General features: G+C 68.4%; 6 protein-coding genes and 4 pseudogenes. 2 read left to right on the top strand and 8 right to left on the bottom strand.

The features are described from left to right. Window positions 1–106: 106 nt before the first annotated feature. Window positions 107–1,443 (bottom strand): annotated as a pseudogene (locus tag QUE33_RS02455) (class II 3-deoxy-7-phosphoheptulonate synthase). An 87-nt stretch (window positions 1,444–1,530) separates the two neighbouring features. Beyond that, window positions 1,531–2,229, bottom strand: a complete 699-nt coding sequence (locus QUE33_RS02450) for a lysophospholipid acyltransferase family protein (protein WP_286301720.1) — start codon at window positions 2,227–2,229, stop codon at window positions 1,531–1,533. A 117-nt stretch (window positions 2,230–2,346) separates the two neighbouring features. Between QUE33_RS02450 and QUE33_RS02445 the strand changes: the two genes are divergently transcribed. Next, entirely contained in the window at window positions 2,347–4,173 is a 1,827-nt protein-coding gene (locus tag QUE33_RS02445; protein WP_286301719.1) for an AMP-dependent synthetase/ligase, read from the top strand. A gap of 104 nt (window positions 4,174–4,277) precedes the next feature. On the opposite strand, the pseudogene def reads toward QUE33_RS02445, so the two are convergent. The 3 genes and pseudogenes from def to QUE33_RS02430 all read right to left on the bottom strand — a co-directional run bounded on the left by def (window position 4,278) and on the right by QUE33_RS02430 (window position 9,962). Beyond that, window positions 4,278–4,768 (bottom strand): annotated as a pseudogene (def, locus tag QUE33_RS02440) (peptide deformylase). Continuing rightward, on the bottom strand, window positions 4,768–6,510 hold the full coding sequence (locus QUE33_RS02435; protein WP_286301718.1) for a MinD/ParA family ATP-binding protein: 1,743 nt from the start codon (window positions 6,508–6,510) through the stop codon (window positions 4,768–4,770). Before QUE33_RS02435 ends, def begins: the two are co-directional and overlap by 1 nt. 44 nt (window positions 6,511–6,554) lie before the next feature. Then, complete coding sequence (locus QUE33_RS02430; RefSeq protein WP_286301717.1) at window positions 6,555–9,962, bottom strand: pyruvate carboxylase; 3,408 nt, start codon at window positions 9,960–9,962, stop codon at window positions 6,555–6,557. A gap of 93 nt (window positions 9,963–10,055) precedes the next feature. Here QUE33_RS02430 and QUE33_RS02425 point away from each other — a divergent pair. Further along, window positions 10,056–10,867: pseudogene (locus QUE33_RS02425) on the top strand (ParA family protein). Between the two features lie 80 nt (window positions 10,868–10,947). On the opposite strand, the gene QUE33_RS02420 reads toward QUE33_RS02425, so the two are convergent. The 3 genes and pseudogenes from QUE33_RS02420 to QUE33_RS02410 form a co-directional block, all read right to left on the bottom strand. After that, window positions 10,948–11,493: a MerR family transcriptional regulator gene (locus QUE33_RS02420; RefSeq protein WP_286301716.1), complete on the bottom strand. Its 546-nt coding sequence runs from the start codon at window positions 11,491–11,493 to the stop codon at window positions 10,948–10,950. 100 nt (window positions 11,494–11,593) lie between these two features. Continuing rightward, complete coding sequence (gene ftsR, locus QUE33_RS02415) at window positions 11,594–12,283, bottom strand: transcriptional regulator FtsR (RefSeq protein WP_286301715.1); 690 nt, start codon at window positions 12,281–12,283, stop codon at window positions 11,594–11,596. Next, window positions 12,283–12,746, bottom strand: a pseudogene (locus QUE33_RS02410) (FHA domain-containing protein). The gene ftsR and the pseudogene QUE33_RS02410 overlap by 1 nt, the downstream one beginning before the upstream one ends. Window positions 12,747–12,803: the final 57 nt, after the last annotated feature.

Raw genomic sequence — 12,803 nt, 5'->3', positions numbered from 1 at the left:
GCGCCGCCGAGCCCGCATCCGCTGCACTCTTCAGCATCCGCTGCATCGATCGATGGCGCGGATGCCGGAAACTGGCGCAGATGCCGAGCGCAACCCGGCGGGGCGCTCAGCGCTTCTCGAGCTCCTCGGCGACCAGGAAGGCGAGTTCCAGGCTCTGCATATGGTTCAGGCGCGGGTCGCACAGGCTCTCGTACCGCGTCGCGAGCGTGGCCTCGTCGATGTGCTCGGACCCGCCCAGGCACTCGGTGACGTCATCGCCGGTGAGCTCGACGTGGATGCCGCCGGGGAACGTGCCCACAGCACGGTGCGCCTCGAAGAAGCCGCGCACCTCATCGACCACGTCGTCGAAGCGGCGGGTCTTGTAGCCGGTCGAGGTGGTGATGCCGTTGCCGTGCATCGGATCGGTCACCCACAGGGGCGTCGCGCCGGAGTCCTGCACCGCGGTCAGCAGCGGCGGCAGGGCATCGCGGATCCTCCCCGCGCCCATCCGGGTGATGAAGGTCAGCCGGCCCGGCTCGCGCTCGGGATCGAGCTTGTCGATCAGCGCGAGTGCCGTCTCGGGCGTGGTGGTCGGCCCGAGCTTGACGCCGATGGGGTTGCGGATGCGCGAGAAGTAGTCGACGTGCGCCTCGTCGAGATCGCGGGTGCGCTCCCCGATCCACAGGAAGTGCGCGGAGGTGTTGTAGGGCGTGCCGGTGCGGGAGTCGATGCGCGTCATGGGCCGCTCGTAGTCCATCAGCAGACCCTCGTGCCCGGTGAAGAACTCCACGCGCTTGAGCTCTTCGAAGTCCGCTCCGGCCGCCTCCATGAACTTGATGGCACGGTCGATCTCGGCGGCCATCCGCTCATAGCGCTGATTGGCCGGGTTCTGCGCGAAACCCCGGTTCCAGGAGTGCACCTCGCGCAGATCGGCGAAACCGCCCTGGGTGAAGGCGCGGATGAGGTTCAACGTGGATGCCGCGGTGTGATACCCCTGCAGCAGGCGCCGTGCGTCGGGCTGACGCGAGCCCGCCGTGAAGTCGTAGCCGTTCACGATGTCGCCGCGGTAGGCGGGCAGGGTCACCTCGCCGCGCGTCTCGGAGTCGCTGGAGCGGGGCTTGGCGAACTGCCCGGCCATCCGCCCCATCTTCACCACCGGCATCGAGGCGCCGTAGGTCAGCACGACCGCCATCTGCAGCACGGTCTTGATCCGGTTACGGATCTGGTCGGCGGTCGCACCCGCGAAGGTCTCGGCGCAGTCGCCGCCCTGCAGCAGGAAGGCATTGCCCGAGGCGGCACGTGCCAGCTTCGCCCGCAACTGGTCGACCTCGCCGGCGAACACCAGCGGGGGCAGCGCGGCGATCTGCGAGGAGACCTCGGCCACCTGCTCGGCATCCGGCCACTGCGGCTGCTGCTTGATCGGGAGGAGCGCCACGCGTCGAGTTCAGGGTGCGAGGGAAGCATCTCCCCAGCTTAGTGTCCGCGCATCGCCGCATCTGCCGCCGTGACGCGGCCGTGACGCGGCTGTGGCGGATGCTCGGGCGAGTGCTCTCAGCGGCGGCGTACGGTCTTCGGCGGCAGGCGATCCTTCACCGACGAGGCGTACACGTCGTCGTACTCCTGCGCGCCCAGCTGCTGCAGCGCGATCATGATCTCGTCGGTGACCGATCGCAGGATGTAACGGTCGTTCTCCATGCCCGCGTAGCGTGAGAAGTCCAGCGGCTCGCCGACGACGACGCCCACGCGCATCACCTTAGGGATGCGCGTGCCGATCGGCATGACGTTGTCGGTGTCGACCATCACCACCGGGATCACCGGGACCTTGGCCTCCAGCGCCATGCGCGCCAGGCCCGTGCGCCCTCGGTACAGCTTGCCGTCTGGGCTGCGGGTGCCCTCGGGGTAGATGCCGAGCAGATCGCCGCGTCCCAGGATCTGCAGTCCCGTGTTCAGCGACGCCTCGGAAGCCTTGCCGCCCGAGCGGTCGATGGGGATCTGGCCGGTGCCCTTCATGAACATCCTGGTCGCCCAGCCCTTCAGCCCGCGCCCGGTGAAGTAGTCGCTCTTGGCCAGGAACGACATCGGGCGATCCAGCAGCAGAGGCAGGAAGATCGAGTCGGCGAAGGACAGATGGTTGCTCGCCAGGATGGCCGCACCCGAGGTCGGGATGTGCTCGCGCCCCACGATCCAGGGTCGGAAGATCGCCTTGACCAGTGGTCCGATCGCGACGTACTTCATCAGCCAGTAGAACATGGTCTTGAAGTCTAGCGCCGAGCGTTCGGCGGCGACTCAGTATCAGATTCCCTGCGACTGGATGCCATGACTTAGACTCAGAGCACCACCCGTCCATCCGGTACCGAAGGAGCTGCCGTGGTCCAGTTCGAAGTCCCCGCGATCGTCCCCGCCGACCCCCAGGCGAACACCTCCGATCTGCTCGCGATCCGCGCGCGCCAGACCCCCGATCTTGCGCTCTTCTCGGTGCCGGAGGGCGATGGCTGGCGCGACATCTCCGCTCGGGATTTCGAGACCGCGGTGATCGCCCTCGCGAAGGGCTTCGTCGCCGCCGGCATCCAGCCCGGTGACAAGGTCGGCTTCATCGCATCGACCACGTACGAGTGGACGCTGATCGACTTCGCCCTGTTCTATGCGGGCGCGGTCATGGTGCCGATCTACGAGACCAGCTCCCCCTCGCAGATCCAGTGGATCATGGAGGACTCCGGTGCCATCGCGCTGATGGTCGAGTCGACTGAGCACTTCGCGCGCGTGGACGAGGTGCGCGGCGACCTGCCGCTGCTGCGCGAGGTCTGGCAGATGCACCTGGGCGCGATCGACACCCTCACCGCGCAGGGCGCCGAGATCGAGGATGCCGAGATCGAGCGCCGTCGGAACCTGGCGGTCGGATCCGACATCGCGACCCTCATCTACACCTCGGGATCCACGGGCCGCCCCAAGGGTTGCGTCCTCACGCACAGCAACTTCGTCGAGCTCTCGCGCAACTCCGCGAAGGCGCTCGATGCCGTCGTCACGATGCCGGGCGCCTCGACCCTGCTGTTCATCACCACCGCGCACGTGTTCGCCCGGTTCATCTCGGTGCTGGGCATCCACGCCGGTGTGCGCACCGGACACCAGCCCGACACCAAGCATCTGCTACCTGCGCTGGGCTCCTTCAAGCCGACCTTCCTGCTCGCCGTTCCGCGGGTGTTCGAGAAGGTCTACAACTCTGCCGAGCAGAAGGCCGAGGCGGGCGGCAAGGGCAAGATCTTCCGCGCCGCCGCCGCTGTGGCCGTCGAGCACTCGAAGCTGCTCGAGGAGGGCAAGAAGGTGCCGCTCGGCCTGCGCCTGAAGTTCGCCCTGTTCGACAAGCTCGTGTACGGCAAGCTGCGCCAGGCCATGGGCGGCAACGTCGCCTACGCGGTCTCCGGATCCGCACCGCTGGGCGCGCACCTGGGACACTTCTTCCACAGCCTCGGCGTGGTGATCCTGGAGGGCTACGGACTCACCGAGACCACGGCCCCGGCCACGGTGAACCTCGCCGACAAGTCCAAGATCGGCACTGTGGGCCCCGCCCTCCCGGGGGTGGGCGTGCGGCTGTCCGAGGACGGCGAGATCGAGGTCAGGGGCATCAACGTCTTCAAGGAGTACTGGAACAACCCCGAGGCCACTGCGGAGGCCTTCCACGACGGCTGGTTCCGCACCGGCGACATGGGCAGCTTCGACTCCGACGGGTTCCTGACGATCACCGGCCGCAAGAAGGAGATCATCGTCACCGCAGGCGGCAAGAACGTCGCACCGGCCCAGCTCGAGGATCCGATCCGCTCGAACTCGATCGTGGGACAGGTGGTGGTGCTCGGCGATCAGAAGCCGTTCATCTCGGCACTGATCACCCTCGATTCGGAGATGCTGCCGGCGTGGCTCGCCAACAACGGCCTGCCCTCGGACATGTCGCTCACGGATGCCAGTCAGAACGCCGCCGTGCGCGAAGAGGTGCAGCGGGCGGTGGACCGGGCGAACAAGACCGTCTCGCGCGCGGAGTCGATCCGCAAGTTCACCATCCTGCCGGTCGAGTGGACCGAGGCCAGTGGGCATCTGACGCCGAAGCTGTCGATCAAGCGCAATGTCATCCTGAAGGATTTCGCGCAGCAGATCTCCGAGATCTACGACGAGCCGGTGCAGACGACGTCGACGCCTCTGGGGTGAGCGCTCCGCGCCGACGATCTCACGACATTTCGACTCGCTGGCGCTCGCTCAATGTTGACACGCGACCGCATCAACGCGGCTTCGCCGCATTGCTCCGATCCGTGTCAAAACCAGTCGCTCTCGCGCACCTGTCGCATCGCGAGCTTGCGCGTCTCGCCCTGCAGGCGGCCAAGGTACACCATCCCGTCCAGATGGTCGGTCTCGTGCTGCAGGGCCTGGGCGAGCAGCCCCTCCCCTCCAGCACCACCGGCTCGCCGTCCAGATCGATGCCCTCCACACGTGCCCAGGGATGCCGGGGCGTGTCGTGCCACAGGCCGGGAACCGACAGGCATCCCTCGCCGATCGGCTCAGCCTCCCCACGCACCTCGGTGAGCACCGGGTTGATCACGTAGCCGATGTCGCCGTCGATGTTATAGCTGAAGGCGCGCAGCGCGACGCCGATCTGGTTGGCGGCGACGCCGGCCCTACCGGGGAGCTCGACGGTCTCGACGAGGTCGGCGATGAGGGCGCGAACGCCATCGTCGATCTTCTCGATCGGAGCGCACACCTGCCTCAGCACGGGGTCGCCGTACAGCCTGATCTCGCGGACGGTCATCAGGCGGCCTTCGTGCGCAGTCCCTCGACGAGCACGGCCGCGATCTCGCGTGCCGCACGTCGCGTCTCGGGCTGCAGGCTGCCGAAGTCGATCGGGCCCCCACCGGCGATCTGCGCATCGTATGGGATGCGCAGCACCTGACTGGCGCGGGTGGAGAAATGCGCTTCCAGCTCGCTCAGGCGCACGAGCGGCGCACCGGGCGTCGACTGGTTCAGCACCACGACGGCGTCGCGTGCGAGCTGGGCGTAGCCGTTGGTCTCCAGCCAGGTGAGCGTCTCGGATGCCAGGCGCGCCTCATCGACGCTGAGCCCGGACACCACGACGATGCGGTCCGCGAGCTGCAGAGTGGCCTCCATCACGGAGTGCACGATGCCGGTGCCCGAGTCGGTGAGCACGAGCGAGTAGTACTGCGCGGCGACGGCGGCGACGTCACGGTAGTCTGCGTCGCCGAACGCCTCCGAGACCCGGGGGTCGGCGTCGGATGCCAGCACGTCGAGACGGGTCTCGTCGCGGGCCACGAGAGCCGAGATGTCGTGGAACCCGCGGATCTCGTTCTGTGAGCGCACCAGATCCCGCACGGACTTGGCCTGGCTGCCGACGACCCGCTCGGCCAGGGTTCCCCGATCGGGGTTCGCGTCGACCGCGATCACCCGGTCGTCCCTGGCGTCTGCGAGTGCCATGCCCAGCAGCGCGGTGACCGTGGTCTTCCCCACTCCGCCCTTGCGCGAAAGCACCGGAACGAAGCGCGCCGTGCCCGCCATGGACGCAGCGATCCGCGCCGTGAGCGCCTTGCGCTCGCGGGCCCTGCGTCCGTCGCCGATGTTGATCCGGCCGCCGGAGATCGCATAGAGCAGGTGACTCCAGGTGCCCTCGGGCTCGGGCTTGGCGATGCGGGACGGATCGAGCAGGCGATCTGCGGTCAGCAGGTCTGCGCTCTCACGGGCGGAGTCGCTCAGATCGTCGAGGCGCTTCGAGGACAATGCCACCTCGGATGCCGGTCGCGCGGGCTCCGCATGGACGCGCGCGGTGTCTGCGTCGGGGCGCGCAGCGGGTGCGCTGTCGTCGGTCGCCACGGGGCGGTTCTCCTCTGCGGTCCGGGCCCCACGGGGCCGCGGTTCGATCTGATTCTTCGTGGGCGTCGGGGACATCGCGGCGCGCAATTCCGCCTTCGCCACGGCGACAGCCGATTCGAGCGGTGAGAGCCCGGAGGCGTCGATCTCGGCCGTCTCCTCGGATGCCGTCTCTTCCGGCGCCGTGGCCTCCGCCGCATCGTCACCCGACACCGACACCTCGTCGGCATCCACGATGTCGGCGGCCTCGTCGGCATCCACGATGTGGGCGGCGTCATCCACGATGTCGGCGGCGTCATCGGCATCCGTGTCATCGCCCGCCTCGGCGACAGCGTCGGCAATCGTATCGTCGTCAGCCACAGCATCCGCGTCGGCGACGGCATCCGCTTCGACGGGCAGCTCGATGACGATCCCCTGCGCATCCTGGTTGATGCGGGCGAGCGTGTCCTCATCGGCGACCGCGGAGGTGTCGATGATCAGGTCGGAGACGACCTCTCCCGCCACGATCCTCTCCTGCACCAGATCGTCGTCCTCACCACCGGTGGGCAGCGCGACGCTGACCTGCTCTGTGCCGCCGAGGGGACCGAACGCGATCGTGTCCGACGACGCGGTGTCGTCGAGCACGCCCAGCGAATCGTCTCCCTCGGGATCGACGGTGTTCTTCGGCGTCACGGTTTCCACTCCCAGCTTCGGCGCAGATCAGCGCCCGCCCCAGGTTAGTGCGCCGGACGGATGACGACCAAAAGATCGCCGGCGTCCACCTGCTGCGTCGAGCCGATCGCCAGGCGCTCGACGACGCCGTCCACCGGGGTGGTGATGGCCGCCTCCATCTTCATCGCCTCGATCGACGCCACCGGGTCGCCGGCCTTCACACTCGCGCCCTCCTCGACCTTCAGCGTCACCGCGCCCGAGAACGGTGCGGCGACCTGGCCGGGCTGGGAGGTGTCCGCCTTCTCAGCCTGGCGGCCTTCGACGATGATCGACCGATCGCGCACCGAGACCGGACGCAGCTGTCCGTTCAGAGTGGTCATCACCGTGCGCATGCCCTTCGGGTCGGCCTCGCCGATCGCCTCGAGTCCGACGTACAGGCGCACGCCGCGCTCGATCTCGACCGCGTGCTCGGCTCCCGGGACCAGACCGTACAGGTAGTCCGAGGTCTCCAGCACGGACAGGTCGCCGTAGTCGTCACGATGCTGCCGGAAGATCTTGGTCGGTGCGGGGAACAGCAGCTCGTTGAGCATCCCGCGCCGCTCTTCGGAGGTGCCGTCCAGTGCGGCCTGTTGCGCCTGCGTGATCGGGGTGATCCCCGCTTTGGCGGCTCGACCGGCGAGCACCTTGGTGCGGAACGGCTCCGGCCATCCGCCGGGCAGGTCGCCCAGCTCTCCCGCCATGAAGCCGACCACCGAGTCCGGGATGTCGTAGCGCTCGGGGTTCGCGGCGAAGTCCGCCGGATCGGCTTTGACCGCCGCCAGGTGCAGCGCCAGATCGCCGACGACCTTCGACGACGGCGTCACCTTCGGCACGCGGCCCAGGATCTCGTCAGCGGCGGCGTACATGTCCTCGATGAGCTCGAAGTCATCCGCCAGCCCGAGGGCGATGGCCTGCTGGCGCAGGTTGGAGAGCTGACCGCCGGGGATCTCGTGGTGGTACACCCGGCCGGTGGGGCTGGGGAGCCCCGACTCGAACGGACGGTACAGGCGACGCATCGCCTCCCAGTACGGCTCCAGATCCGATGCGGCCTGCAGCGAGATGCCGGTGTCGCGTTCGGTGTGTGCGAGCGCGGCGACCAGTGCGGACAGCGACGGCTGGCTGGTGGTCCCGGACATCGGTGCGGAGGCGACATCCACGGCATCCGCTCCTGCCGCACTCGCGGCGAGCAGCGTCGCCAGCTGACCCCCGGCGGTGTCGTGCGTGTGCACGTGCACCGGCTGGTCGAAGCGCTCGCGCAGCGCCGTGACGAGCTTCGCCGCGGCGGCGGGGCGCAGAAGGCCCGCCATGTCCTTGATGCCGATCACGTGCGCGCCGGCCTCGACGATCTGCTCTGCCAGATGCAGGTAGTAGTCCAGCGTGTACAGGTCCTCGGAAGGGTTCAGCAGGTCGCCGGTGTAGCACAGTGCCGCCTCGGCGACGGCGGTGCCGGTTGCGAGCACCGCGTCGATGGCGGGGCGCATCTGGGATACGTCGTTGAGCGCGTCGAAGATGCGGAAGATGTCCACGCCGGTCTGCGCCGCCTCGCGCACGAAGGCGTCGGTCACCTCGGTGGGGTACGGGGTGTATCCCACGGTGTTGCGCCCGCGCAGCAGCATCTGGATGTTGATGTTCGGCAGCGCCTCGCGCAGTGCGGCCAGGCGCTCCCACGGGTCCTCGCCCAGGAAGCGCAGTGCGACATCGTAGGTCGCTCCTCCCCAGGCTTCGACCGACAGCAGCTGCGGGGTCATCCGCGCCACGTGCGGCGCGACCGCGACCAGGTCGCTGGTGCGCACCCGGGTGGCCAGCAGCGACTGGTGCGCGTCGCGGAAGGTCGTCTCGGTCACGGCCAGGGCCTTCTGCTCGCGCAGCGCGGCGGCGAAGCCTGCAGGGCCCTTCTCGAGCAGCAGTTGGCGGGAGCCGGCCGGGGCGTCGACGTTGAGATCCAGCGCCGGTAGTTTGTGCGAGGGCGGCAGGATCAGCGGGTTCTCACCGTGCGGCTTGTTGACCGTCACCTCCACCAGCCACTTCAGGATCTTCGACCCGCGGTCCTTCGACACCCGGCCACGCAGCAGCTCGGGGCGCTCGTCGATGAACGAGGTCGACAGGTCGCCCGCGGCGAACGAGGGGTCATCGAGCACGGCCTGAAGGAACGGGATGTTCGTCGAGACCCCGCGGATGCGAAATTCGGCCAGGGCGCGTCGCGCCCGCGAGACGGCGCTGGGGAACGAGCGGCCGCGGCAGGTGAGCTTGGACAGCATCGAATCGAAGTACGGGCTGATCTGCGATCCTGCGGCGGTGGTGCCTCCGTCGAGACGGATGCCGGCGCCGCCGGGCGAGCGGTAGGTGGTGATCTTGCCGGTATCCGGCCGGAAGCCCTGCGTGGGGTCCTCGGTGGTGATGCGGCACTGCAGCGCCGCTCCGCGCAGCTGGATGTCGTCCTGCTCCAGGCCGAGGTCAGCGAGGGTGTCGCCGCTGGCGATCTGCATCTGAGCACGCACCAGGTCGACGTCGGTGACCTCTTCTGTGACGGTGTGCTCGACTTGGATGCGCGGGTTCATCTCGATGAAGACGGCCTCGCCCGCGCGCGGGCCCGTGGTCTCGAGCAGGAACTCGACCGTGCCGGCGTTCTGATAGCCGATCGAGCGCGCGAACGCGATCGCATGCCGGTGCAGGGCGCTCCGGGTCTGGTCGTCGAGATTCGGGGCGGGAGCGATCTCGATCACCTTCTGGTGGCGACGCTGCACCGAGCAGTCCCGCTCGAACATGTGCACCGTGTTCCCCTGGCCGTCGGCGAGGATCTGCACCTCGATGTGGCGGGGACGCAGCACAGCCTGCTCGAGGAACATCCGCGGGTCGCCGAAGGCGGCGCCGGCCTCGCGCATCGCCTCGGCCAGAGCGGGTGCGAGCTCACCCTTCGTCTCGACGCGCCGCATGCCCCGGCCGCCGCCGCCGGCGACGGCCTTGGCGAACAGCGGGAAGCCGATCTCATCGGCCTGTGCGACCAGGGTGTCGACATCGTCGGATGCCTCGGTGGAGCGCAGCACAGGCACGCCGGCCTCGACGGCATGCCGCTTGGCCTCGACCTTGTTCCCCGCCATCTCCAGCACCTGCGCGGGCGGACCGATGAATGTGATGCCCGCCGCCGCAGCCTTCTCCGCCAGCTCGGGGTTCTCGGAGAGGAAGCCGTATCCCGGGTAGATGGCATCCGCTCCCGCATCCCGCGCGATCTCGATGATGGCATCCACATCCAGATATGCCTGCACGGGGTGACCCCGTTCACCGATCTCGTAGGCCTCATCGGCCTTCAGGCGATGCAGCGAACCCCGATCCTCATACGGGAAGACCGCGACCGTGCGCGCCCCCACCTCGTACGCGGCGCGGAATGCGCGGATCGCGATCTCACCACGATTTGCCACCAGGATCTTCTGAAACATGCACACCTCTTCGGAGGTCGATGCGCACAGAGGACTGCGCGCAGAGCGGGGGCTGAGTGTGTCCCCAGACTAGGGCACGGTAACGTGTATGCCGTGCACGTACTCAGCGTCAGCTCCCTCAAAGGAGGCGTCGGCAAGACGACCGTCACCCTCGGTCTCGCTTCCGCCGCTTTCGCCCGTGGCATCCGAACTCTCGTGGTCGACCTCGACCCGCAGTCGGATGTCTCCACCGGCATGGACATCCAGATCGCCGGCAGACTGAACATCGCCGATGTGCTGGAGAACCCCAAGGAGAAGGTGGTCCGGCAGGCGATCACCTCCAGCGGCTGGGCGAAGGTGCACCCCGGCACGATCGATCTGCTGATCGGCAGCCCCTCGGCGATCAACTTCGACGGACCGCACCCGAGTGTGCGCGATGTGTGGAAGCTCGAAGAGGCGCTGGCCACGGTCGAAAGCGAGTACGACCTCGTGCTGATCGACTGCGCACCGTCGCTGAACGCCCTCACCCGCACCGCGTGGGCCGCCAGCGACCGCGTCATGGTGGTCACCGAGCCCGGCCTGTTCTCGGTCGCCGCGGCCGATCGTGCGTTGCGCGCGATCGAGGAGATCCGCCGAGGCCTCTCCCCCGCCTGCAGCCGCTGGGCATCGTGGTCAACCGCGTGCGCCCGCAGTCGATCGAGCATCAGTTCCGCATCAAGGAGCTGCGCGACATGTTCGGCCCGCTGGTGCTGGCGCCCCAGCTGCCCGAGCGCACCTCGCTGCAGCAGGCGCAGGGCGCGGCGAAGCCGCTGCACATCTGGCCCGGCGAGTCGGCTCAAGAGCTCGCGGGCGATTTCGATCAGCTGCTGGACCGCATCATCCGCACCGGTCGGGTTCCCGTTCCCGAGACCGGCGCCCAGGCCTGATCCCTGCCGTCCCCGAGGGACCGCTGCGCGGTGCGCTTGAGGCTACGTGGTTGCGGGCGGCACCACGCGGTGCGCTTCGGCTACGCGGTGCGCTTGGAACGGCGTGCGGCGAGCTCGTCCACCGGATCCGGCGCCGTCGGGTCGAACTCGACGAGGGTGGATTCCACCTCGCGCAGGACCTTGCCCACGGCGATGCCGAACACGCCCTGTCCGCGGCTGACCAGGTCGATGACCTCGTCGTTGGAAGTGCACAGGTAGACCGAGGCCCCGTCGCTCATCAGTGTGGTTCCGGCGAGATCGCGGATGCCTGCCGCCCGCAGCTGCTCGACGGCGACACGGATCTGCTGCAGAGAGATGCCGGTGTCGAGCAGACGTTTGACGAGCTTGAGGACGAGGATGTCGCGGAAGCCGTACAGGCGCTGCGAGCCCGAGCCCGAGGCACCGCGCACGGTCGGGACGACCAGCTCGGTGCGCGCCCAGTAGTCCAGCTGGCGATAGGTGATGCCCGCCGCGCGCGCCGCCACGGCACCGCGGTAGCCGACCTCGTCGTCCATGGCGGGAAGGCCATCGGTGAAGAGGAGCTCGGTCACGAACCGCGGGTCGCCTGTCAGCTCATCCGCATTCATACGTCTGTCCTCTCCTGAACGAATACCTCAACGCTAGAGCAGCACCCCCGGCCGGGCAATCACATCCGCCGGGAGCGGAAGGTGTGTCGCAACCGGTTCGTTACGAAAGCACCTGTTCCAGCGCCTGACGCACCATCAGACTGCGCACCTCGTCGATGTGTGTGGCCAGCTCGGGCGCCAGCTCGGCGGCCCGCTCCCGGGATGCGGAATCCGTGCGCCGCAGCAGCGTCGACAGCGCCGACTCGATCAGGGCCGCCTCGCGCTCCGCGTTCTGCCGGAGGCTGCGCAGGTGCCTCGGCTCGATGCCGTGCCTGGCCAGCGTGACCAATCCGGACAGCAGCGACGAGACCTGGTCTGTGTAGGTCTCCGATGCGGTGATCAGACCGGCGCTGATCGCATCGTTCAGCAGCTGCGGAGTCGCACCGGTGCGAGCGATCAGCTCCTCGCGGCGGTGACGGCGCGCGGGCGGCGCGATCGACCGTGGCACGATGTCGCCCCAGCTCTCACCTTTCGCCTCCGCCTCGTCCAGCTGCTCCCGGATGACGCTGAGCGGCAGATAGTGGTCGCGCTGCAGGATGAGTGCGGTGCGCAGACGTTCGACGTCGGATGCAGAGAACTTGCGGTAGCCGGACTCGGTGCGCGAGGGGCTGACGATGCCCTGCACCTCGAGGAAGCGGAGCTTGCTGGACGTGAGCTGCGAGAACTCCGGGGTGAGCCGGGCCAGTACCTGACCGATGCTGAGGAGCCCTGTGGGCGCAGAGCGCTCCCGGGCGGCGGCAGCCGCCGCCATCAGTCGTTCGCCGCCGCGAGATCGATCGGGGAGGCGAAGAAGTTCATCCGGAACTTGCCGATGCGCAGCTCATAGCCGTTGGCCAGCTCACTGCGGTCGACGCGTTCGCCGTTGACGTAGGTGCCGTTCAGCGAGCGCTGGTCGATGATCTCGAACACCGCTCCTGCGCGGGTGATCTCGGCGTGACGACGCGACACGGTCACGTCGTCGAAGAAGATGTCGGCCTCGGGGTGACGGCCCACGGTCGTCACGTCGGCGTCGAGCAGGTAGCGCGCACCGGCGAGGGCCCCGCGCGCACCAGGAGAAGGGCGGAACCAGCCGGAAGAGCCGCGATGGCTGCGCTCTCGGCCTCGGTCAGGTCGGCGCCGAACGGCACGAACGAGAGGTCGGATTCGTGGCCGAACGTCTGCGTCACGTCGTGACGCGGCTCGCCATTGCGGTGGATCGCGCCTCCGGCGCCGATCGTGCTGTCGTCTGTCACGGGTCTCCCTCCTCCGGCCCTTCAGCCTATCGGATGAGG

Source organism: Microbacterium suwonense, assembly GCF_030296555.1.
Lineage (GTDB): Bacteria > Actinomycetota > Actinomycetes > Actinomycetales > Microbacteriaceae > Microbacterium > Microbacterium suwonense.
This window is presented reverse-complemented; position numbering and strand designations above follow the sequence as displayed.

Coding starts and splice junctions, on each gene's coding strand:
- QUE33_RS02430 (WP_286301717.1), bottom strand. CDS start 9,962: ATGTTTCAGAAGATCCTGGTGGCAAATCGTGGTGAGATCGCGATCCGC.
- ftsR (WP_286301715.1), bottom strand. CDS start 12,283: ATGGCGGCGGCTGCCGCCGCCCGGGAGCGCTCTGCGCCCACAGGGCTC.
- QUE33_RS02450 (WP_286301720.1), bottom strand. CDS start 2,229: ATGTTCTACTGGCTGATGAAGTACGTCGCGATCGGACCACTGGTCAAG.
- QUE33_RS02420 (WP_286301716.1), bottom strand. CDS start 11,493: ATGAATGCGGATGAGCTGACAGGCGACCCGCGGTTCGTGACCGAGCTC.